19 protein-coding genes and 4 pseudogenes are annotated in these 22,592 nt (G+C 65.6%); 8 read left to right on the top strand and 15 right to left on the bottom strand.

Annotation, left to right across the window (positions count from 1 at the left end; translation table 11 throughout):
• Positions 1–77 precede the first annotated feature (77 nt).
• The 8 genes from rny to N3J91_03985 all read right to left on the bottom strand — a co-directional run bounded on the left by rny (position 78) and on the right by N3J91_03985 (position 9,282).
• Positions 78–1,646, bottom strand: coding sequence for a ribonuclease Y (gene rny, locus N3J91_04020; GenBank protein ID MCX8155606.1), 1,569 nt, complete (start codon positions 1,644–1,646; stop codon positions 78–80).
• Positions 1,643–2,233, bottom strand: coding sequence for a 5-formyltetrahydrofolate cyclo-ligase (locus N3J91_04015; GenBank protein ID MCX8155605.1), 591 nt, complete (start codon positions 2,231–2,233; stop codon positions 1,643–1,645). Before N3J91_04015 ends, rny begins: the two co-directional genes overlap by 4 nt.
• Positions 2,234–2,293: 60 nt before the next feature.
• Positions 2,294–3,706, bottom strand: a complete 1,413-nt coding sequence (locus tag N3J91_04010; protein ID MCX8155604.1) for a replication-associated recombination protein A — start codon at positions 3,704–3,706, stop codon at positions 2,294–2,296.
• 87 nt (positions 3,707–3,793) lie between these two features.
• Positions 3,794–4,429 carry a MarC family protein gene (locus N3J91_04005; protein MCX8155603.1) on the bottom strand — a complete coding sequence of 212 codons (636 nt, stop codon included), beginning with the start codon at positions 4,427–4,429 and terminating at the stop codon, positions 3,794–3,796.
• Entirely contained in the window at positions 4,426–5,796 is a 1,371-nt protein-coding gene (locus N3J91_04000; protein ID MCX8155602.1) for a hypothetical protein, read from the bottom strand. Before N3J91_04000 ends, N3J91_04005 begins: the two co-directional genes overlap by 4 nt.
• A 10-nt stretch (positions 5,797–5,806) precedes the next feature.
• Positions 5,807–7,099, bottom strand: a complete 1,293-nt coding sequence (locus N3J91_03995) for a glutamate-5-semialdehyde dehydrogenase (GenBank protein ID MCX8155601.1) — start codon at positions 7,097–7,099, stop codon at positions 5,807–5,809.
• A gap of 131 nt (positions 7,100–7,230) precedes the next feature.
• Positions 7,231–8,535, bottom strand: coding sequence for an MFS transporter (locus N3J91_03990; GenBank protein ID MCX8155600.1), 1,305 nt, complete (start codon positions 8,533–8,535; stop codon positions 7,231–7,233).
• Between the two features lie 6 nt (positions 8,536–8,541).
• Positions 8,542–9,282, bottom strand: a complete 741-nt coding sequence (locus tag N3J91_03985; GenBank protein ID MCX8155599.1) for a DUF1080 domain-containing protein — start codon at positions 9,280–9,282, stop codon at positions 8,542–8,544.
• Between the two features lie 200 nt (positions 9,283–9,482).
• Between N3J91_03985 and N3J91_03980 the strand changes: the two genes are divergently transcribed.
• The 3 genes and pseudogenes from N3J91_03980 (at position 9,483) to N3J91_03970 (ending at position 12,776) form a co-directional block, all read left to right on the top strand.
• Positions 9,483–10,478 carry an extracellular solute-binding protein gene (locus N3J91_03980; GenBank protein MCX8155598.1) on the top strand — a complete coding sequence of 332 codons (996 nt, stop codon included), beginning with the start codon at positions 9,483–9,485 and terminating at the stop codon, positions 10,476–10,478.
• A gap of 1,697 nt (positions 10,479–12,175) precedes the next feature.
• Positions 12,176–12,661: pseudogene (locus N3J91_03975) on the top strand (6-bladed beta-propeller).
• A gap of 10 nt (positions 12,662–12,671) precedes the next feature.
• Positions 12,672–12,776, top strand: a pseudogene (locus N3J91_03970) (hypothetical protein).
• An 87-nt stretch (positions 12,777–12,863) separates the two neighbouring features.
• Here the strand turns inward: N3J91_03970 and N3J91_03965 are convergent.
• The 3 genes from N3J91_03965 to N3J91_03955 all read right to left on the bottom strand — a co-directional run bounded on the left by N3J91_03965 (position 12,864) and on the right by N3J91_03955 (position 16,297).
• Positions 12,864–15,320 (bottom strand): ComEC/Rec2 family competence protein, encoded by a 2,457-nt coding sequence (locus N3J91_03965; protein MCX8155597.1) that lies wholly within the window; start codon positions 15,318–15,320, stop codon positions 12,864–12,866.
• A complete protein-coding gene (locus tag N3J91_03960; GenBank protein ID MCX8155596.1) occupies positions 15,317–15,820 on the bottom strand; it encodes a VanZ family protein in 504 nt (167 codons plus the stop codon). Before N3J91_03960 ends, N3J91_03965 begins: the two co-directional genes overlap by 4 nt.
• Before the next feature lie 66 nt (positions 15,821–15,886).
• On the bottom strand, positions 15,887–16,297 hold the full coding sequence (locus N3J91_03955) for a DUF721 domain-containing protein (protein ID MCX8155595.1): 411 nt from the start codon (positions 16,295–16,297) through the stop codon (positions 15,887–15,889).
• 131 nt (positions 16,298–16,428) lie between these two features.
• Between N3J91_03955 and N3J91_03950 the strand changes: the two genes are divergently transcribed.
• The 5 genes from N3J91_03950 to N3J91_03930 all read left to right on the top strand — a co-directional run bounded on the left by N3J91_03950 (position 16,429) and on the right by N3J91_03930 (position 20,556).
• Positions 16,429–16,833, top strand: a complete 405-nt coding sequence (locus N3J91_03950; protein MCX8155594.1) for a VOC family protein — start codon at positions 16,429–16,431, stop codon at positions 16,831–16,833.
• A gap of 98 nt (positions 16,834–16,931) precedes the next feature.
• Positions 16,932–18,137 (top strand): CvpA family protein, encoded by a 1,206-nt coding sequence (locus N3J91_03945; protein ID MCX8155593.1) that lies wholly within the window; start codon positions 16,932–16,934, stop codon positions 18,135–18,137.
• Between the two features lie 104 nt (positions 18,138–18,241).
• Complete coding sequence (gene ychF, locus N3J91_03940) at positions 18,242–19,345, top strand: redox-regulated ATPase YchF (GenBank protein MCX8155592.1); 1,104 nt, start codon at positions 18,242–18,244, stop codon at positions 19,343–19,345.
• Between the two features lie 102 nt (positions 19,346–19,447).
• A complete protein-coding gene (locus N3J91_03935) occupies positions 19,448–20,155 on the top strand; it encodes a PAS domain-containing protein (protein MCX8155591.1) in 708 nt (235 codons plus the stop codon).
• Positions 20,152–20,556 carry a response regulator gene (locus tag N3J91_03930; GenBank protein MCX8155590.1) on the top strand — a complete coding sequence of 135 codons (405 nt, stop codon included), beginning with the start codon at positions 20,152–20,154 and terminating at the stop codon, positions 20,554–20,556. Before N3J91_03935 ends, N3J91_03930 begins: the two co-directional genes overlap by 4 nt.
• Here the strand turns inward: N3J91_03930 and N3J91_03925 are convergent.
• The 4 genes and pseudogenes from N3J91_03925 to N3J91_03910 all read right to left on the bottom strand — a co-directional run bounded on the left by N3J91_03925 (position 20,525) and on the right by N3J91_03910 (position 22,410).
• Positions 20,525–20,743 (bottom strand): hypothetical protein, encoded by a 219-nt coding sequence (locus tag N3J91_03925; protein ID MCX8155589.1) that lies wholly within the window; start codon positions 20,741–20,743, stop codon positions 20,525–20,527. The genes N3J91_03930 and N3J91_03925 overlap by 32 nt on opposite strands.
• Positions 20,664–20,825: pseudogene (locus N3J91_03920) on the bottom strand (PE-PGRS family protein). Before N3J91_03920 ends, N3J91_03925 begins: the two are co-directional and overlap by 80 nt.
• A gap of 113 nt (positions 20,826–20,938) precedes the next feature.
• A pseudogene (locus N3J91_03915) lies at positions 20,939–22,021 on the bottom strand (alpha-L-fucosidase).
• Positions 22,022–22,104: 83 nt separating this feature from the next.
• Positions 22,105–22,410 (bottom strand): hypothetical protein, encoded by a 306-nt coding sequence (locus tag N3J91_03910; GenBank protein ID MCX8155588.1) that lies wholly within the window; start codon positions 22,408–22,410, stop codon positions 22,105–22,107.
• Positions 22,411–22,592: the final 182 nt, after the last annotated feature.

The raw sequence follows: 22,592 nt of genomic DNA, 5'->3' as shown, positions 1-22,592 counted from the left end.
GGGCCTCTCTTCGGCCCGGCAGTAACGATCCTCGGCAGGGGAAGGCGTGCGGCCCCGGCCCCGGCACGGGGGGCCGCTTACTTGGCCAGCTCCACGCAGCGGGTTTCCCGCAGCACCACCACCTTGATCTGGCCGGGATATTGCAGCTCCTCCTCGATCTGCCGGGCAATGTTGCGCGCCAGCACCAGCGCCTGCGCATCGTCCACCCGCTCCGGCTGCACCAGCACCCGCAGCTCGCGCCCGGCCTGCACCGCAAAACATTTGTCCACACCGGCAAACGAGCGCCCGATGCGCTCCAAATCCTCCACGCGCTTGAGGTAGGTGGTCATCGTCTCGATGCGCGCCCCGGGACGCGAGGCGCTGATGGCATCCGCCGCCGCCAGAATCGCGCTGATCGGCCCGTCCACCTCCACATCCCCATGATGCGCCGCCACCGCCTTCACCACCACCTCCGGCTCGCCATGACGCTTGATCAGCTCGGCCCCCACCAGCGCATGGGCCCCCTCCACTTCGTGGCTCACCGCCTTGCCGATGTCATGCAGCAATCCGGCGCGCTTGGACAACGCCACATCCACCCCCAGCTCGCCCGCCATCAACCCGGCCAGATGCGCCACTTCCACCGAATGCTCCAGGATGTTTTGCGAAAAACTGTGCCGGAAATGCAACCGCCCCAACACCTTGATGATCTCCGGATGCAGACTGTTCACCCCCGCCCGCAGGGCCGCCTGCTCGCCATAACGATAAATCGTTTCATCCATCTCCTGCGTGACCTTGGCCACCACCTCCTCGATGCGCGTGGGATGAATGCGCCCGTCCTGAATGAGCCGTTGCATCGCCTCCCGGGCTATCTCGCGCCGCACCGGATCAAAGCCGCTCAACACCACGGCGTTCGGCGTATCGTCAATCAACACCGTCACCCCCGTGGCGTTCTCAAAGGCGCGAATGTTGCGCCCCTCCCGCCCAATGATGCGCCCCTTGATTTCATCGCCCGGCAGGGCGATCGTGGCCGTCGTGGATTCAAAGGTCAAACTGCCGGAGTACCGCTGTATGGCCAGGCTCACGATGAAACGCGCCTTCTCATCCGCCGTGTGACGCGCCTCATCCAAAATGCGCCGCGCCAGGGCGGCGGCCTCCTGGGCCGACTCAGCCTCCACCTCCCGCAACAATTCCGCCCGGGCGGCCTCGGCGCTCAAGTGGGACAGGGACTCCAGCCGCTCCCGCTGCTGACGCATCAGGGCCGCCAAATCCTCCTGCTGCTGGGCCAGGGCCTCCGCCCGGCGTTGACATTCCAGTTTTTGGGTTTCCAGCGAAGCTTCGCGCTCAAGGGCGGCCTGGAGTTGCTGGGCCAGCAGGGCTTCGCGCTGGGTGAGCCGCTGCTCGGCCTCGGCCAGTTCACGGCGGCGGGCAGCGATCGCCTGCTCGTTCTCGGTGCGCAGCTTCATGGCCTCCTCGGCGGCGGCCAGGCGCGCTTCACGGGTGATGGCTTCGGCCTCCCGGCGGGCGTTTTGCAGGATTTGCTGCTCCTGCTGGGCCAGCGCCGTGCGGGCACATTTCTCCCGCCAGCGCGCCAGCAGCAAACCCAGCATCACACCCCCGGCCAGGGCTGCCAACCCGATCGGGGTTTCAATTCCGGCCAATAACATCATGTTGTACCCGCGGCCCCAAACATTTGGAGGCCCAACGGTGTGGCCACAGCCTCCATGGCCACGTCCTGCGGCTCGCCCGGAAATTCCAGGCCCACCTGCCAGGCATATCCCACGCCCCACTTGCGACCGGTAAAGCCTGCCAGCAACCGGTCATAATATCCAGCCCCGCGTCCCAAACGGACGCCATTCTGATTAAAACCTAGCGCAGGTACCATGGCCAAGTCCAGCAACTTTAACGAAATTTTTGGATTTTCCGGGCCTGGCTCCCGTATGCCATAACGGCCCGCCACCCAACCTTTCTCGAGATCCCACACCTCCCGCACCGCATACTGCCCGGCGCCGGCATCATACGCCGGCAGCCCCACCCGCTTGCCCTCGGCCAGGGCAGCCTGCAGCAGCGCGCTCAAGTCCAGCTCATCCGGCAGGGCCGAATACAGCAACACCCCCGCCGCCTGCCGCCAGCCCGCTTGCGCCCGCACCAGCTTCACCACCGCCGCCGAGGCCTCAAACCGCTCGGCCGCAGGCACTTGCCGCAATCGCTCCCGCATCTGCCGCCGCCATTGGGCTTTGATGTCCGCTGCGTTCATGTCATCCCATCCACCGCAAGCTGGCCCGCTCCCCTCCCGGCCCCCCGCCCAAGGCCGGCATTATGTCGGGGGCGGTTTGGACGGCGGGCCTGCCGCCGTGGTCCCGCCTTGCTTGGCCGCGTCCAACTGGGCCCGCCAATAATCCAGCCGTTCTTTGATCTTCTTCTCCGTCCCCAGCGTGCCGGGCTGGTAATAATGCCGCACCGCCCCCAAATAGTCCTGCGCCACAAAGTGCCCGGGATGATCATGGGCATACTCATAACCCTCGCCATGTCCCAGCCGGGCCGCCCCGGCGTAATGCGTGTCCTGCAACGCCTTCGGCACCGGCAGCGTGCGCCCGGAGCGCACATCCTCCAACGCCGCATCAATCGCCAGGTAGGCGCTGTTGCTTTTGTACGCCGTGGCCAGGTACACCGTGGCCTCGGCAATCGGAATGCGCGCCTCCGGCCACCCAATAAACTCCGCCGCCTGATGCGCCGCCACCGCCAGCACCAGCGCCATGGGATCGGCCAGCCCCACATCCTCCGCCGCCAGGATCATCAGCCGCCGCGTAATGAACCGCGGATCTTCCCCGGCATGGATCATCTTGGCCAGCCAGTACAAGGCCGCATCCGGATCGCTGCCCCGCACCGACTTGATGAACGCCGAAATCGTGTCGTAATGCGCGTCCCCGTCCCCGTCATAAACAATGGCCTTCTTCTGGATGCTCTGCTCGGCCACCGCCAGGGTGAGGTGGATGACACCATCGGGCCCGGCGGGGGTGGTCAGGGCGGCAATCTCCAGCGCATTCAACGCCTTGCGCGCATCGCCATCGGCCACCCGCGCCAGGTGGCGCAGCGCCTCCTCCTCCGCCCGCAACGGCATCCCCCCCAGCCCCCGCTCCCGATCCGCCAAAGCCCGCCGCAGCACCACCAGCAATTCCTCCTCGCTCAACGGCTGCAGCTCGAAAATCTGCGAGCGCGACACCAGCGGCGAATTCACAAAGAAAAACGGATTGTGCGTCGTGGCCCCAATGAGCCGGATCGCGCCGTTTTCCACCTCCGGCAGCAGCACATCCTGCTGCGCCTTGTTGAAGCGGTGAATCTCGTCCACAAACAGCACCGTCGGCTGGCCCGTCTGCTGCAGCCGGTAGGCCGCCGCCGCCAGCACCCGCCGCATGTCGGCCACATTCGACTCCACCCCGCTCAGGCGTTCAAAATGGCAGCGCGTGTGCCGGGCGATGATCCGCGCCAGCGTGGTTTTGCCCGTCCCCGGCGGCCCGTAGAAAATCAGCGATTGTATGCGATCCGACTCGATGGCCCGCCGCAACAATAGGCCGGGGGCCAGAAGGTGCTGCTGCCCAACAAATTCCTCCAGCGTCCTCGGCCGCATGCGCGCCGCCAGCGGGGCCGCGTGCATGGCGGCGCCCTCCCCGGCGGCCGACGCCGCCGGCGCACCCGATTCCGCCGCGGCAAACAAGTCGTCCTGCGCCATACCCTCAACTTACTCCCAAGCCGCCCGGCGCAAAAGCAAAACTCATCCCCCTCCCCCCCCGGGCCGGCCTCCCCGCCCGCCCGTGGTCTAAAAGTAACCGCTCTTGTGCAATTCCATCAGGGCGTTGAGCAGAAATTGGAAGGCAATGGCCGCCAGCAGCAGCCCCATGAGGCGGGTGGCAATTTTCATCGCAATCGGACTGATCCATTTCCCTCCCCGGGCCGCCACGCGCAAAATGACGTAACTGGCCACGCACACCACCACGATGCAGCCCAGCAGCGCAATCTTATGCGTGACCGTCGCGGCCTTGCTCTGCAGCAGCAACGTGGTGGAAATGGCCCCCGGCCCCGCCAGCAAAGGCACGGCCAGCGGCGTAATTGCAATATCCTCCTTGGCCGCCCCCGCCTCGGTTTCCTCCGGGCTTTCGCGGGTGGAGGTGGGTTTGGCCTGCAGCATGTCCAGCGCCACCAGCAGCAGCACCACACAGGCGGCCATCTGGAAGGCCGGCAGCGTGATGCCCAGAAACTTGAAAATCCACTGCCCCACCAGCGCAAAGGTGATCAGCACCCCCGCCGAAACCAGACAGGCCAGCCGCGCAAAATAAACGCGCCGCGCCGGTGAATCCTTCGGCGTCATGGCCAGAAACACCGGCACCAACGCAATGGGATCCATGATCACAAACAGCGAGCTGGTGGACAACAGGATGTATTCGCCCAAATTCATATCGCCCCCGGTGACAGCACGGCATCGGCCATGCCATGTATTATCTTTTTGTCCGCCGGACACAACGTCGCCAGAACACCCCCCAACCGGGCGCGCGCCTGCGGAAACTCGCCGCTGACAAAATAATAGGGACACAGCCGCACCCGGGCAGGCATCGTTACCGCACGCCGATGCCCAAAATCATAATACTCCGCCTCCACCCGCCGCGGAACCGTATAAACCTGCAGAATGTGGGGGGAGTGCGGAAACGCCGCCAGCGCCTCGTCCACCGCCCGGCTCCAGTCCGCCGCGGAAAGATCATGCCCCACATACACCCCCCGCGCCCCCCAGGCACGCTCCGAAAAGCCGGAAATCTTGATGACCAACTGCCGCTGGCGTTGCGAAAGGCGCTTAAGCTGCTCCCACGAGCTGAAGTCCAGGCGCGGGTAGGCCCCTTGCGGCGGCAGGGGCGTGGGATCCAACATCCACGTGTAGGGAAAATGCCGCTGCAGCCGCGTCTGAAAACCCTCCCCCAGCTCGCGCCGCCAATAGTCCTGCAAATGGGGATTCCAAAACAGCGCCAGCAGGCTCTTCTCCTCCAACGCCGGCTTGGGCGGCGGGGTGAGGGTGATTTCCCCCCCCGCCGCCAGCCCGAATACCCGCCGGGCACACGGCACGTTGGGCAAATCAAACAGCTCGAAAAACCGATACACGGCGTCGCCGGACTGGAATTGGGCAAACTCTGCGCCGTACACCTGGAAGCGCTCCGGCCCCAACATCCCCGCCAGCCATTCCATCTCAGGGCGGTAAGTCGCCGCCTCTTCCGACACCAGGATGCGCACCGGCGCGGAGGCCGGGAAAATGGTGGCAAACCCCTGGGCCATGCCCTGGGCGCCGCCCAGTATCTGAAACTCCTGCTGCCGGGCCAGGGGTGAGGCGGCATAGGTTTGCTGCAACCACGCCGTCAGCCCGATGCCGCCGGGCACACTGTCCAATTCCGTGATGCTGAAACCGTCCTCGGTGAGCAGCAAATCCGGCCGGATCACCCGCGGCACCTCCTTGCGGAAGGCGGGATGGTTTTGCCACTCCAACAATTCCGCCGGTTTGCCGGCGTCAAGCCATTGTGCAATCCAGGGCGGCATTTCACCCGCGCGGCTGCGCCGGTACAACAGATTGGCCGCCTGATAAAACTGCAGCAACACCCGCCCCAGCGTCTCCAGCTCGCGCGCCAGAGCCGGCCCCAGGGAAAACGGGCGCAGGGCCAGCCGCCAGCTCTGCCCCGCAAACAGGCCGCCCGGCGGCAGTTGGCGGCGCACAAACTCCGCCTGCGCCGCGCAGGCTTCTGCGTGTAGTTCCGAGGCCGGCGGGCTGGAGGAGGCGTGGCTCATGCCCGGCCAATCAGGTCCGCAACTGGCCGGAGCCGTAGCCCAGCCACTTGTAACTGGTCAGCTCCTCCAGCCCCATCGGGCCGCGCGCGCCCACCTTGTCCGTGCTGATGCCAATCTCCGCCCCCATGCCAAATTCGCCCCCGTCGGTAAAGCGGGTGGACGCATTCCAATACACCGCCGCGCTGTCCACCCCCGCCAGAAAGGCCTGCGCGGCCGCCTCGTCCTGCGTGACGATGGCATCGCTGTGCGCCGAGCCATATTGGGCGATGTGGGCGATGGCCTCCTGCACGCCGTTGACCACCCGCACGTTCAAAATCAAATCATTGTACTCGGTGTAAAAATCCTGCTCCGTGGCCGGGCGGATTTTCCACGCGCTGGTCTGCGCCGGGGGATGCTCCGAAAGAATCTGCCGGCTCTCGGCGTCGCAGCGCAGCTCCACCTTTTTGGCGGCCAGCACGGCGGCAATCCGCGGCAGAAACTTCTCCGCCAGCGGCCGGTCCACCAGCAGGGTCTCCATGGCGTTGCAGACGGCCGGACGCTGGCACTTGGCGTTGACGACAATCTTCTCCGCCATGTCCAAATCCGCCGCGCGCTCCACAAAGACATGGCACACGCCCTTGTAGTGTTTAATGACCGGCACTTTGCTGCACTCGGTCACGGCCCGGATGAGACCCTCGCCCCCGCGCGGCATGCACAAGTCCACGTATTGCGTGAGGGAAAGCAGCGCCGGGATGGCCTCGCGCTCGGGGGTGGCCACCACCTGAATGGCATGTTCGGGAAAAGCCGGCACCCGCGCCCGCGCCGCCTCCACCATGAGGCGGGCGATGAGTTGATTCGAGCGCATGGCCTCCTTGCCGCCGCGCAGAATGGTGGCGTTGCCGGACTTGAAGCAGAGTCCGGCGGCATCGGCGGTGACATTGGGGCGGGCCTCATAAATGATGACAATGACGCCGATGGGCGTGGAAACCTTGCGCAACCGCAGCCCGTTGGGCCGCACGCGCTCATCCAGCACCCGCCCCACCGGATCGGGCAGCGCGGCCACCTCGCGCAATCCCCGCGCCATCGCCGCTATGCGTTTCTCGTCCAGTTTCAAACGATCCAGCATCGCGGCGGACAAACCAGCCGCCTGCGCCGCCTGGCAATCTTCCGCATTAGCCGCCTGCAGCTCGCCGGCGTGCCGCTCCAGCGCCTCGGCCATGGCCAGCAGGCACTCGTTCTTCTGCGCCGTGCTCCATGTGGCCAGCTCCCGCGCGGCCGCCCGGGCCTGCCGCGCCAGTTGCGTCATCTGTTCCTGCAACGTCATCATATCCCAATAAATATCCTCATTTTAGTCCACCCCCGGAAAACTGTCATGAAAAATGACCGCCCGGCAAAACCCCGGCCTCCCCCCGGCCAGGGCGGCGGCCGCGCCTCCGGCCGCCACGGCGTCCCGGCTCAATGGGCTGCGGTTTCCCCGGCCGGCGGCTGTTCATCGGCCGGCTCGTGCAGGAATAAAGTGACGATCATCGGAGCCAGAAACAGCATCCCCACCGCCAGCAGCGTCACGCGAAAATCTGCCGTCGCGGTTTGCGCGCCAAATACAATGATGGCCCCCGCGCTGACCAGCCGGCCGATGTTGTAGCAAAAACCCGCCCCCGTGGTCCGCAGCAGGGTGGGAAACAACGGCGGCAAAAACATGGTGTACAACCCGAACAACCCGCTCCAAAAACCAATCGCCGGCAGCCAGAAACCCGTCAGCCAGCGGTAATCCCATTCCCGCCCAAAGGCCCCGATGAACGTGGCCACAAAGCCGGCGCTCATCAGCGCAATGGCCCGCCGGTAGCCCAGCCGCCGGGCCAGCGCGCCCGCCACAAAATTGCCCAGGATGGAAATGCCGATGATCCAGAAGAACGTTTGCGCCACCAGCCCGCGTTTGGCCTCCATCGTCCAGTCCCGCAACTGCGCCAGATTCATCACATGATGCTGCTGCCAGAACATGAAGGCCCACCACCCGGAAAGACCGGTGGCGCACACCACGATGGTCAGCAGCGTGACGCGCCGCACCCCGCCCCGAAACAAATCGCGCACCCCGGGCGTCCTTTCCTGCTGGGCCCGGGCGCTCTGGCGGGCAGATGCCCATTCCTCCGGCTCCGGCACATGGCGGCGTATCCACAACACAATAAACGCCGGCAACACCCCCACCAGAAACACCCACCGCGGATTCAGCCCCTTCATCAGAAAGGCCGTCAGGCACGCCAGCAACACCCCCAGATTCACCCCCGTCTGCAGCACCGCTGCAATCCACGGCCGCCAGCGTTTGGGCCATGTCTCCGCCAGCAGCGCCGAACCTACCGCCCATTCCCCCCCAATGCCCAGCGCCGAGATGAAGCGAAAAATCATCAGGTGCCACCACGTCTGCGCCACCGCCGAAAGGCCGGTGAACAGGGCATACGTCAGAATGGTCAGACACAGGGCGCGGCTGCGGCCCAGCAAATCGCCCACCCGCCCAAACAACCCCCCGCCCAGCGCCCAGCCCACCATGAAGGCCGCCTGAATGTACGAGCCTTTTTCCTTCACCTCCGGCACATCCGGCGTGGCAGCATGCACCAGGGCCATCACAAAGGGCGTGGCCACCAGCGTGAACAGGTGCATGTCCAGCCCGTCAAAAAACCACCCCAGCCATGCGGCAATGCCGCTCCGCCACTGCTGGGGCGAGAGATCCCGCAGCCGCCGCACTTCCCTGGAAGCCGGAGGATGCACCTGCGATTAATCGAGTTGCAGGGGCTTGAGGGTGATCTTCCGAAAGGCCACCGGGCCGTGATCCCCTTGCAGCATCAGCGGGCCTTTGGGCTGCTCCGGCACATGCTCAAACGTGGCCGCCCGCGTGGGGCCGGTCACCTCCACATTCTCATGCACCACCACCCCGTTGTGCACCACTTTGACAAAACGGGCGTTCTGCACCTTCTTGCCGGAGGCGTCAAAGCGCGGCGCCCGGAAAATCACCTCAAACGTCTGCCACTCCCCCGGCGGCTTGCTGGCGTTCACGCGTGGCGCATGGCCCTCGTAACCCCGGTTGTCCTTCCAACGCTCGTAAATGCCGCCGCAGTCCGAGTGCTTCGGCTCCTTCACGCCCCAACTGTCCAAAATCTGCACCTCGTACCGGCCCATGAAATAAACGCCGCTGTTGGAGTTCTTCGGCACGCAAAACTCAATGTGCGCCGCCACATCCCCATGCTCCATCACACTCAGCAGATCACTCGTGCGCTCGTTGCGGCCGTTGACCAGCACGTCCTCTCCTTCTTCAAAGACAAATTGTTTGGGATCCGTTGGCGACAGCTTGACCGCGCGCACCACCTGCCACCGCCCGCGCGGCTCGCGCCAGGTGGATAGATCGCGCCCGTTGAACACCTCCACCGCCTCCGGGCCGCAACCCATTAAAACCAGCAGGGCCGGCAGGCATAGCCAGCCGCCCCCCAGATGCCTCATGGCCGCCAGTAGCTTTTTCATCGTTGGATTCCGCGCTCTACCTTGCGTCAGCCCGGGCAACTTGGCAATCCTGCTTTTCGGCAGCCGGCCTGGATAAGGGCCATCCCAGACTCACAAGCCACCTCCCGCGCCTGCCCCGGCCCGGGAGCTTCACCCGCCGGCGGGCCGCAGGGCGATCCGCTTGGCAGGGGGCCGCGGAACCGCTAGACTCGCCGCCAGCCATGCAACATATATCCTTTGCAACGTTGGAGGATCGTTCGACCGGGCCTTCTCAAACTCCAGGCTGCCATGCCCGGCTGGCCCTCGCGTTCTGCGCCCTGATCGCCGCCGCGGTGTGCCTGCCCGGTTGCGGGCGCAGCTCCAGCGGTGAGGTGGTGGTCTATGCCGCCCAGGACCAGGTCTTTGCCGAACCCATCCTGCGGGACTTCACGCGGGAAACCGGCATCAAGGTGCGGACGGTCTTTGACAGCGAGGCCGTCAAAACCGTGGGACTGGCCAACCGGCTGCTCGCCGAGACCAACCGCCCGCAGGCCGATGTGTTCTGGGGCAACGAGGAGCTGCGCACGCGGCAACTGGCCGCGCGCGGCGTGTTTCGCGCCACCAACGGCTGGGCGGCCTTCGGCTTCCGCAGCCGCCGCCTGGTGGCCAACACCCGCCTGGCCCCGCAGCTCACCGTGACCAATGTGGTATTCTTGCGCGAGCTGACCAATCAGGTATGGCGCGGCAAAGTGGCGCTGGCCTATCCTCTCTTTGGCACCACCGCCACCCACTTCCACGCCCTCCGTCAGTACTGGGGCACCGCCGCCTGGGAGCAATGGTGCCGTGCGCTGCAGGCCAATAAACCCTTCCTGGTGGATGGCAACTCCGTGGTGGTGAATCTGGTGGGACGCGGCGAAGCCGCCCTCGGCCTCACCGACTCGGATGACATTGCCGCCGGCCAAAAACGTGGTTATCCCATCATCGCCCTGCCGCTCACCGAGGAAACCCTGCTCATTCCCAACACCGTGGCCGTGGTGAAAAACGGACCGCATCCCGCCGAGGCCGAAGCGTTGTTTCGTTATCTTCAAAGCCGGCCGGTGTTGGATGCCCTGTTGAATGCCGAAGCCCTGGAGGGTGCACAACCCGGCTTGCGCCCCCACCTGCGCGTCCGCTGGGATGAGCTGCTGCGGGACCTGGACGATACCAACGAGCGGTTGAAGCAAATCTTCCTCCGATGAACTGGCTTCTGCTGGCCCACAGTCTGGCGCTGGCTGCCCTGGTGACTGCGGGCGCCGTCCTGGCCGGCCTGCTGGCCGCGCTGGCCCTCCACGGCCTGCGCGGCGCCGCGCGCAACTTCGCCCTCGGCGGCACCATCATCGCACTGGCCCTGCCCTCGTTTGTGGTGGTGGATGGCTGGCTCGCCTGGCTGGGCGCCGGCGGCAGGCTGGCGCACCTCCTGCCCCCGGGATGCAAAATATATTCCCTCCCCGGCGCGGCGTGGGTGCTCACCCTGATGTATTGGCCCATCCCCTGCCTGGCGGCCTGGAGTGCTTGGCAGGCGTTGACCCGCGAGCATTACGAAGTCGAGCCGGCCCTGCAAAACTGGCTCTTGTGCCGCTGGCTGTTGTGGCCGGCCGCGCGGCAACGGCTCGCCCTGGCGGCCGGGCTGGTGGCCGTGCTGGCGCTCAATCAAATGGCGGTGCCGGCCATCTTGCAGGTGCGCGTGCTGCCGGCCGAGATGTGGGTGGCCTTCAACACCGAGTTGAATCCCCTGGCCGCGCTCCTGCGCGGACTGCCCTTGATGATCGCCGCGGCCGGCTTGTTGTGGGGGCTCAGCCGGCCGCGGGAATGGAGCTGGCCGCGCACAACCGGCGAGGCGCCCGCCGCCCTCTACCGCCAACGGCTGGGCAAAGCCGGCTATTATGGGGCGCTGACGGTGGGAGGCGTCCTGCTGGGCCTCTCGGTGCTGGCGCCGCTGGCCCGCCTGCTGCCAGCGGCCGGCTTGCAGACGCTGCTGCCGGTGGCCCTAAGTGACCAGGAGGCAATCCGCACTTCCCTGCTCAACGCCGTCATCACGGCCTCGACGGTGACAGCCGCCGGCCTCCTTGCCCATCGCACGGCGGCCGGTCAGCCCCGGCCCGTGCGCTGGTGGGAATGGGGGTTATGGGTGCCCTTTTTGGTGCCGGGGGTGTTGTTGGGGGTGCTCTGGATCACGTTGTTTAATCGGCCCGGCCTGCAAATAATCTACCAAAGCCACGCCATCATGTGGCTGGCCCTCACCGTGCGCTACCTGGCCGTGGGCTGGTTTGGCGCCCGCCTGGCCCTCGGCGCCCTGGACCGCACCCTGCTCGAAGCCGCACGCCTGGAGGGGGCGCATGGCTGGGCCTGGTTCCGCCACGCGGTGTGGCCGCAGGCCGGCCGGCCCCTGGTCGCCGTGTGGTACGTCGTTTATTTGCTGGCCCTGTGGGATGCCGAAACCATTTTGCTCGTGCAGCCGCCGGGCGGCGAGACCCTGGCCTTGCGCGTCTTCAACCTGCTGCATTACGGACATCATGGCCTGGTCAACACGCTCTGCCTCTGGCTCGTGCTGCTGGCCTTGCTGCCGCTGGCGCTCCATGGGCTGGCGCAACTACTCGCGCCCGTTGCCCGCCGGCGGAAAATGATCAGCGCCTGCCTGGGGCTGGCCCTGGCTTGCACGCCCGCCAACTCCCCCCGCTCCACCCCCCTCACCAGCCGGTTCTTTGAGCGCGTGGAAATCATCGGCGAGCGCGGCAGCGGCCTGGGCCAGTTCAGCAAGCCGCGCTCGGTGGCGGTGGATCGCGCCGGTAATGTCTATGCCGTGGACATGACCGGCCGGGTGCAAAAGTTCTCCCCCGACGGCAGGTTTCTGTTGTCGTGGCAAATGGAGGAAACCGCCCTGGGCAAGGCCAAGGGCATGAGCCTCGACGCCGAGGGCAACATCCTCGTCGTCGAGCCGCATTATCAACGGATCAATCATTTCTCCCCCGAAGGCCGCCTCCTGCGCCAATGGGGCCAGCGCGGCACCAATGCGGGCCAGCTCATCCTCCCCCGCGCCATCACCGTCAATGCCCAGGGCGACTTTTTCATTCCGGAATATACCGTCGTCGAGCGGGTGCAGGTATTTGCCGCGGCCGACCGCCGCCTGCTGGCCGCCTGGGGCCGCCCCGGCAGCGGTCCGGGCGAATTCAACCGCCCCGAAGGCGTGGCCGTGGACCGCCAGCATCGCGTGTACGTGGCCGACTCCTGCAATCACCGCATTCAAATCTTTGACGCCAACGGCCAATTCCTGCGGATGCACGGCAAGCCCGGCAAACAGCCCGGTGAGTTCAGTTATCCCTATGACATCAAAGTGGACGCCGAGGGCTATCAGTATGTTTGCGAGTTTGGCAACAGCCGCATCCAAATCCTCGATGCCCAGGATCGGCCGGTGGAAATCATCGGCGGTCCCGGCGCCCGCCCCGGCGAGTTCAACATTCCTGGGCCATCGCGCTGGATGCCGACGGCAACCTGTACGTGGCCGACGGCAACAACCACCGCCTGCAGAAATTGGTGCGCCGCAAGGGAACAGCGAAATAGGCCGGCCCCCTTCCGCCACCGCGGGTTTACTCCGCCCCCTCCTCCGGAATCAGCGGCTGCCAGCCAGGCAGCTCCTCGGCCAGCGCCTCCCGGCCGTCCATGGCCCGGGCGCGCCAGCCGGACGGGCTGAAGGTGATTTGCACCGCCCCACATTCGCGCGTGCACCACAAGGCCACCCGCTGGCGGGCCAGCCGTTGCCCCAGTGATCTCGGCGCGCGCCGATCCGCAGGAAACAGACTGTCGGCCACAATCACCAGCCGCGGTTGCACCAACCGCAGAAAACCATCGGCCAGCGGCTCCCCCTGCTCCGGCAAACCGCAAATCAATATGTCGGCCCGCAGTTGTCCGGCCCCGGCGCGCTGGGCCAGTTGGTGTTGGCCGGCACGGCTTAAATCGGACAGCAGCAGGCAGCCGCCGCCCGCCCTGGCGCGCCGCCACACCAGCACCGTGTCATCGGCGGCCCCGAGCGGCTCCTCCCCCGTGGGATGCAACAACTGCCAGCCTGCCAATTGAAAACCGGCCGATACCACCTGTCCCAGGCCGATGGCTTCAACGTGCTGCCGCCAGTCCCGATACGCCGCCGAACGATGCCACAGCGGCCCATACACAATGCGGCCGGGCCGAAACTCCGCGGCTAGGCTGGACGCGCCGCCCATCTGGCCCAAATCACCGTGGGTGATGACGAGCGCATCCAGGCGCGACACGCCCTGCGCGTGCAGAAAAGGAATCACCTGCCGCCGCGCCGGCTCGGCCCGGCCGGTATCCACCAGGGCCGCCCAGCCCCGCTCGCGCAGCAGCAGCGAGCAGCCGTCCTCCAGGGGCAGCACCGTCACCGACTCGGCCTGCTGCATGCGGGCCAACGGCGCCCAGGCCAGCACCATGGCCGCCATCAGCCCCCCCAGCCCGGCGCGCCATCGCGTCGCCAGCAACGGCAGGGACACCCCCACCCCCAGCGCCGCGTAGAGCATCAACCATCCCCAAGGCGGTTGGGCGGCGGGCCAGTGGCCCAACGGCATTTGCGCAAAACCCTGGCTGCACATGACCAGGGCCTGCATAAGCGCCCAGGCGCTGTGATTGAATATTTCACCCAGCGCCGGCCACCAGGCCACCGTCAACAGGCTGCCCGCCCCGGCCGCCACCGTCAGGCCGCCCAACGGCACCATGAGCAGATTGGCCAACAGACAAACCGGCGTAACCCAATGGAAATGCCACAGCACCAGCGGCGCCGAGGCCAGCCAGGCCACCACCGAAACCGCCAGCCCCTGGGCCAGCCAGCGCCACCCCGCCCGGAGCGCCAGGATCATTGGCGCGGTTTCGGGCGGCGCCAACGGATCAGGCTGCCCCCACGACTCCAGCCATCGCGCCAGCGGCGGCGCCCACAACACCAGCGCCAGCACCACCGCAAAACTGAGCTGAAAACCCGCTTGAAACAACTGGCGCGGCTCCCACAACAATATCAGCACCGCCGCGGCGCAGACGGTGTTCAGCGGTTGCGGCGGACGCCGCAGCAGCCCCCCGCCCCACCACACGCTGAGCATGATCCCCGCGCGCACGGCGGAAGCCGGCCCGCCCGTGGCGGCGATGTAAAACCACAACAACGGCAGCGCCACCAGGCGCGCGGACAACGGCGTCAAGCCCACCGCACGTGCCACAGCCACCAGCACCAACGCCAGCAATCCAATGTGCAGGCCGCTGATGGCAAACAAATGCATCGTGCCGGATTGCAGAAACGGCGCCGTCATCTCCTCGGTCAACCCGCCGCGCCAGCCCAACAGCATCCCCCAAAGCAGCCGCACCGCTTCCCCCTCCTCCTCCGGCAGGCCCCGCGCCAGCGCCGTCCGCGCCCACACTTGAAAGCGCGCCGGCAACGGCGGACGCGCCGCGCCGCCGCCCTCAAGCTGCCAGTCTGCCGCGCTGCGCGTGCGCACCACATAATCAATGCCGCGGTGCGCCAGATGCGCCCGGTAATCAAAGCCCCCCGGCAGCCGCGCCGCCGGCGGCCGTTGCAAGAGGCCCCGCAGCCGCACGCGCTGCCCGGCAAAAAAGGCATCGCCCAGCATTTCCGGCACGGTGACCATGACCCGCCCTGCCGCCGGCTCGGGCGCCTGACGCTCGCGCTGGAGCCATTCCACCTCCACCATCGCCGCACTATAAAGTTCCGTCCCCTGACCGCCCGCAAAAGGCTTCTGCAGCGGCGCTTCAAGCAGCCTGCCCGCCATCTCCACCTCCAGGATTTCGTCGCCCACCACCCGCCGCAAATCATGGGGACTCCACGGAAAACTCCAGCAAACCACGTGACACCACCCGGCCAGAAACACCATGAGCCAGAGCCAGGCCGGACCCCACCGCGCATGCGCCAGCGCGGCCAGCGCGGTGGCGGCCACGGCCGCCAAAAGGATCCCCGGCGGCGCTTCAAAATACCGTCCCGCCAGCACCCCCAGCGCCAGCAGGCCGCCCACGGCCAGCATGGGGCAGCGTCTCATGAGCGGGACAGCGCGGCTGGCAGCGCCGGGGACGCGGGCCGTTGCCGGGCGGCGGCGCGCCGCGTGCTCCACCAGGCCACGCCCAACCCCGCCGCCGCGCCCAAAGCGTCAATGGCTACATCCATCACCTGGCCCTGCCGGGAAGGCTCGAAGTACTGATGCACTTCATCCGTGATGGCGTAGGCCGTGGCAAAGCCCAAGGCAAAGGCGGCCTCCTTCCACTGCCAGTGGCCGGGCGGCACGTCCCGCCCCTGCCGCCGGGCGCGCCACACCAGCAGCGCCAGCACCCAATACTCCGCGGCATGCGCGGCCTTGCGAAATACCCATTGCGCCTGCGCGATGGTCCCGGGTTGAATGTCGGGAAAGAAAAAACGCAGCACCGGGCCGATGACCCGCGAGGTGTTGTCGGCCGACAACGCGCCGGTGGAAGCGATAAAGATGACCAGCATCCATAATCCCACCGGCAGCCAGCGGCGAAACCAGGTTGGCCGGGCGCGCATGGGGAGATGAAAGAGAAGGCCGTGGCCCGTGGCAAGTTTGAAGTGGCCCGGCGGCCCGGCCCCGCCTCATCCCTGGCGGAAACTCAGCCGCTGGATTTTCTCCCGCCCAAAACCATGCTGCAGTCGCTCCAATATCTCCTTCTGGCGGTACTGCACAATTTCCGCCAGCCACACCGAGCTGTCCACCGTCACAAACAAGGTGCCCCGCACCAGATTCACCGGCTGGGCGTGCGCGGTGATCTGGGGATCCAGCACCTGATTCCACACCTGCCGAATCTGGCTCTCCTGCACCCGCTGCTCAAACCGCCGCCGCTCCCACACCCGCGCCAGCACCTGCCCCAGCGGCTTGGCCACGTTGGCCCGCGCCTTTTCCAGCGGGCCGTAGTCCATGCCCCGCCACTGGGCCAGCACCTCCTCCTGCGCGCTCAGCGGCGGAGGTCCTTTGGCCGGGAGCTTTTGCCTGGGACGCCATGCCATGCCCTGATTCTGAACCTCTCCAGGCCGCCTGGGAAAGCGGAAAAAACTGCCCCGGCAACCGCCCGCCCCGCGCCGCTGGCCCGCCAATTTCTTTTGGCCCCCGGATGTAATCCGTGCTATCTCCTTAACCTATGAGAGTCGGCAAATTACTGCACACGCGCTACCGGGTGAATGACCTGGAAAAAACCGTGCGTTTTTACAAGGACATCCTCGGACTAGAGGAGGTGCGCCGCCACAAATCGCCGCGCGGCTCGGAGCTGGTCTTTCTCAAGGCCCCGGGCAGCGAGGAGCAGATTGAGATTTGTTATTACCCCGCCAGCGGGCCGGTGCAGGTGCAGCCGGATTTGACCCATCTGGCCTTCGAGGTGGACAGCCTGGAAGCCTTTGCGGAGCATCTGGCACGCCATGGCCTCAAGTATTCGGACGGCCCCATCCTCAAGCCCGACGGCGGCGGTTTTGCCTTCATTGACGCCCCGGAGGGTTACGAGATCGAGCTGATCCAACGTCCCAAATCCGGAGCCTCTGCCGGCTATTAATCGCCCGCCGCCCCCAGGATGAGTCCGGGCAGGCTGAACCGGGAAAAAGGCAGAAAAAACTGCGTGATTTTTCCGGCGCGGCTTCCTTAAATGGGGGCATGATCATCTGGATTCTGGCGTTGGTGCTGGTGCTGGCCTCCGCGGCCCTGGGCTACACCTGGGGGGCGGTGCGCACCGGCATAACCATGGTGGGTTTGCTGCTGGCCTCGGCGCTGGCCACGCCGCTGGCGCCGTTATTGTACCCCATTTTTGACAAACTGAACCTGGGCACCAAGTTTCACGGCTTCTTCATCGCGCCGCTCATCATCTTCCTGCTGGTCATGGTGGTCTTCAAGGTGGTGGCCACCAAGGTGCATCAAATGCTCGACACCCATTACAAATACCACGCCCCGGAATTCGTCCAGACGCTCTGGCTGCGCACCAATGAACGCTTCGGCGCCGCGCTCTCCGTGGTCAACGCCACCCTCTACCTCATTTTGATCGCCGTGTTCATCCAGGTGCTCGCCTACCCCGTAAGCCAGCTCGCCTCCGGCGACCAGGACTCCGCCGCCTGGCGCTACCTCCTCAAGGCGCATGAGGCCCTCGAATCCACCAAAATGAATCGCGTGGCCGCCGCCTTCAATCCCGCCCCCAAAAAATACTACGAGGTCTCCGACCTCATGGGCATGGTGTACCACAACCCCCTGCTGGTGGGGCGCCTGACCAGCTACCCGCCCATCATGGAGCTGGGCGAGCGCGATGAATACCGCGTCATGTACGATCGCATCGCCGGGGATGTGGAGTTCAAGAAAACCATTCTTTCCATGCCCAAGACGCCCTTTCAGCAGATCATGGGCGAGGAGTCCTTCCGCTTGATCGTCACCAACCGCCCCTACATGAACGAAATCCTCAAGCTCGATTTCAAAGACCTTTCCAATTACCTCGCCACGGGCAAATCCGCCAAATTTGACGAGCCCATCCTCGGCCGCTGGGTGTACAACTACCAGGCCTCCCTCGCCGAGCAGCGCCGCACCCGGGCCACCTGGAAACGGGCCGAGTACAACCAGCTCATGGCCAGTTACACCAATAATTTGCACGACGTCACCCTCCTGGGCCTGATCAACAACAAACTCGTCATCAAGTCCGGCGGTCATGGCCAGCCGGTCAACATCTTGCGCGGCACCTGGGCCAGGGAAAGCGGTGATCGCTACACCCTCAGCGTGGACGGACCTTGGGAAAAGGACATCCAGGTCCGCGGCTCCCGGCTCCTGGCCCGCTTCAAACTCGAACGCGAAACGCGTATCGTCGTGTTTGACAAAGAATAAGGGGCGGCATAACACCTGCCCGCCACCCCCGGGGGACGGCAGGCAGCCGGTTTTCCCCCCCTTCCGGCATTGACTTTCAGCAGGGAATCAGGTTGGCTGGCGTCATGCTAAAAGCCGGCATTGTCGGGTTGCCCAACGTGGGCAAGTCCACCCTGTTCAATGCGCTGATCCGCGCGCACAAGGCGCCGGCCGAAAACTACCCCTTTTGCACCATCGAACCCAACCTCGGCGTGGTGGCCGTGCCGGACGACCGCCTCGAGCAAATCGCCCGTGTCGTCCACGTCCCCCGCCGCGTGCCCGCCACCATCGAGTTCATTGACATCGCCGGCCTGGTCCGGGGCGCCTCCCGCGGCGAGGGCCTGGGCAACAAATTCCTCAGCCACATCCGCGAAGTGGACGCCCTGGTGCACGTCGTCAGGTGCTTTGAAGACCCCGACATCCACCACGTCACCGGCAGCATTGACCCCGTGCGCGACATTGACATCGTCACCACCGAGCTCATCCTGGCCGACCTGGAAACCCTCCACCGCCGCCAGGAGAAAATCGCCCGCGACGTAAAACGCGGCGACCCTCATGCCCTGCAGGAGGAGCAGTTGCTCAAAAAGCTCGAAGCCCACCTGCAAAGCGGCAAACCGGCAATCGCCCTGAATCTGTATCCGGAAGAGCGGGCCATCACGCGGCATTTCTTCCTCCTCACCGACAAGCCCACCCTGTTTGCCGCCAACCTCAAGGAAAACGAGCTCGCCGCCGCCCCGGAAAATCCCCACGTGCGCCGCGTGATGGAATATGCCCGCGCCCACCACGGCTGCGACACCGTGCCCATCGCCGCCCAGTTGGAAAGCGATCTGGTGGACCTGACCCCGGAAGAGGCCGCCGAATACCTGCAGGCCCTCGGCGTGACCGAGTCCGGCGTGGCCCGCCTGATCCGCCAGACCTACCAGCTCCTCGGCCTCCGCACCTTCTTCACCTTCAACCAGGAGGAGGCCCGCGCGTGGACGATCACCGCCGGCGACACCGCCCCCAAGGCCGCAGGCGTCATTCACAGCGATTTTGAAAAAGGCTTCATCAAGGCCGAAGTCGTGCCGTGGCAGGATTTGGTGCAATGCGGCTCCGTGGCCGCCGCCCGCGAAAAAGGCCACTACCGCATCGAGGGGCGGGAGTATGTCGTCAAGGATGGGGACGTGATTTTGTTCAAGTTCAACGCCTGAACGGCGGCCTTCGGATTTCCCACCCGCCGCCCGCCATGGGTGGACCCGCGCACCCCGCATTTGGGCTGGCCTCCCGCGCCTTGCCACGGCATAATTAGGCGCATGTCAACCGGCCAGGTCATGACCTTGCGCATCTGCCTTGTGGCCGCCGCAGGCGCCGCCCTGGTCCTCCTCATCCTCGGCGCCGGTCCGCTGGAGCGCGCCCTGGCCGCCCTCGGCCTGGCAGCCTGTGTGGCGGCCCTCTGGGGGTTGCGCGGCCGCCTGGTGGTGGCCGCGGAGGATTTCCACGCCTTGCAGGCGGAAAACGAACGCCTCCGCGAGACCCTGGAAACCCAGTCCGCCCGCCTCGTCGCCGCCGGCGAGACGCTCAAGGATGAAACCCTGGAAAATGTCTGGACCAGCCAGAGCTTGGAGCACCAGGTCCGCTACGCCAACACCCTCATCAACGCCCTGGGCGAGCCCCTGCTGGTCATCAGCAAGGCCGGCAACATCACCCGCGTCAACCCCGCCGTCCTCAAGGCCACCGGCTACACCGAGGCCGAGCTGATCAGCAGCCCGCTGCACAAAATCTTCCGCGCCGCTTTTGAGGACATGCAAACCAAAGTGGACCCCCTGCCGCCCGCCTTGAAAGAAGGCCGCGAGCTGCTCGAGCGCACCGGCTACCTCGTCAACAAACAGGGCGCCATCATCCCCATGCATTTCAGCCTGTTTCCCCTGCGCGACCAGGAAAAAGTCGTGGCCGGCATCCTGCTCCTGCGCCAGCCGCCCCCCAAACACGATCCGCGCGCCGCCGCCGCTTCACGCGCATGAAACACATCCTCATCATTGACGACGAAGCCCCCGTCCGGGAGGTGCTGGGCCGCGCCCTGACCCGCCAGACCTATCGCGTGACGCAGGCCGCCAACGCCGCAGAAGCCCGCCAGGCCGTGCAACAGCAACGCCCCGACCTCATCATCACCGATCTGCAAATGGAAGACACCGATGGCCTCGAGCTGGTGCGCGAGTTGAAAAACCTGGCCCCGGGCGTCCCCGTGCTCCTCCTCACCGGCGTGATTTTTGATCCCGAGGTGGTGGAAAAAACCATCCGCCATCGGGTCGAAGGTTATCTGGAAAAAACCGTGCCCCTCCAGCGCGTGCTCGAGGAGGTGCGCCGCCTGCTCACTCTGCCCCCCGCCGGCCTTATTCCCCCGGAATCATCTCCGCCCCGGTAATCTTGAAGGCAAACGCATGCTGGCAGGGCGCCTCGTCCGGCCCCAGCGCCGGCAAATCCACCACCAGCCGCCCGTTCTCCAACCGATGGCTCAACACGCCGGCGCGGCCCAGCATCGTCACCTGCGTGCCCGGCGCCACCCGGATGTCCCGCACCACCAGTTGCCGCCCCGGCCAGCCGGGCGTGATGGCATAAACGGTGTCGCCTTTTTTGGTGAACCAAATCTGTTTCACCGCCAGCTCGCCCTTCGGCTGCTGCCCCACCTGCTCCATCAGGTTGAACTTAACCATGTACTCGCCGTATTGCTGCCCCGGCCGTTTGCCCTCGCTCCACTGGCACGAGCGGCCCGCGTAGCGCGTGCCGTAGATCGCCTCCCCATTCACCCGCAGCCAGTCGCCGATCTCCAGCAGCCGCTGCTGCATGATCACCGGAATCCGCCCGTCGGCCGTCGGCCCGATGTTCAGCAGCAAATTGCCGCCCCGGCTCACCAGATCGCAGAGGATGTAAATGAACTCCCGCGCCGTCTTGTAATCATCAATCGTCTCGGCGCGGTTGAAACCGTAGCTGTAGCCCATCCCCCGGTTTTCCTCCCACGGATGGCTGGCGTCCTTCAGCCCCGCGGCATACTCGGTGGTGTAATAGTCGCCGTGTTTGTGGCGGCAATCCTTGCCCCACCGGTCATTCACCACCACCTCCTCGCGGCAGGGCGACTCATTGAACAGCCACGCCAGCAGCTCCTCGCTCTTCCAGTCCTTCGACGGCATGTCCCATTCGCCGTCCGCAAAAATCAGGGCGGGCCGATAGCGCGTCACCACGTCCTTGAATTGCGGGATCATGTGCTCCTCCACATACCGCTGGCGGTTGGTGAGCCACAGCGGATTGTACCACTCGTAGAGCGAATAATAAAAACCGTACTTCAATCCCCGCTTGCGCACCGCCTCCCCCAGCTCGCCCAGCAGATCGCGCTTCGGCCCCACCTCCACGCTGTTCCATGGCCGGCCCCACGTCTTGCTGGCGTGCTCGCTCGGCCACAGGCAATACCCCTCATGATGCTTCGAGGTCGGCACTACATACTTCGCCCCCGACCGCGCAAAAATATCCGCCCACTGCTCCGGGTTGAACAGCTCGCACCGAAACAGCGGCGCAAACTGGTGGTATTCAAACTCCGCGCCGTAGTTCTTCACGTGGAACTGCCACCACGGATTGTTGGGCTTCTTGTCGTAAATCCGGTTCCAATACCATTCGGCATATTGCTTCGGCGCGCCCCACGCCGGCACCGAGTACACCCCCCAATGAATGAAAATGCCAAATTTCGCGTCGAGGAACCACTCCGGCGTGGGCCGCCGATCCAGCGATTCCCACCTCGGCTCGTACCGCGTTTGCGCGCCGGCCGGCACCAGCCCGCCCAGCACCACGGCCAACGCCAGCCCGCCCCAAAGAATCTGTGGCTTGGTGGAATGTTTCATGGAAATGAATGGTGTGATGAATTGCAATCTTGGTGAACCGCCCCGGCGCTCGCCACCCCCGCCCCGCCCGCGCCTCCCGCCGCTCACGTGCCCTTGCCCTGGCTCCCCAGTTGCCGCGAATAAGGCGAGTACAAGTTGAAGTATATCCCGCACATCGGCCGGTCGGTGTCCGTCTGGCTGACCATCACGGTGATCTGGCGATCCAGCGCGATGCCATGCCGCAAACCGGCCGCCCGCGTCTCATAGGCCCGAATCGCCTTCTCCACCAGCCGCCGCAGCGCGCTCTCAAAATCCTCCGTCGGCTTTTCCAGGCACACAATATACCGATCATAGGCCTGCAAAGCCTCCTGTATCTCGCGCTCAAACAGGTCAACGGTCACACGTGTCACACCCTGAAGATGCCATGCCCCGCCTAAATGAAAAGCGCAAAATCCCCACCACCCCCCTCAAACCACTCCAGCTCCCACCCGCTCCTGCCTCCGCGCCGCGGCGGCCTCCCCGCCCGGCTCCGGCCCGGTGATTTTCGCTTGCCCTGCGTGCAGGAAACCGTAGGATGTAATTACTTAATACT

This window comes from Verrucomicrobiia bacterium (assembly GCA_026414565.1).
Taxonomy (GTDB): Bacteria; Verrucomicrobiota; Verrucomicrobiia; order Limisphaerales; family Fontisphaeraceae; genus Fontisphaera.
This window is presented reverse-complemented; position numbering and strand designations above follow the sequence as displayed.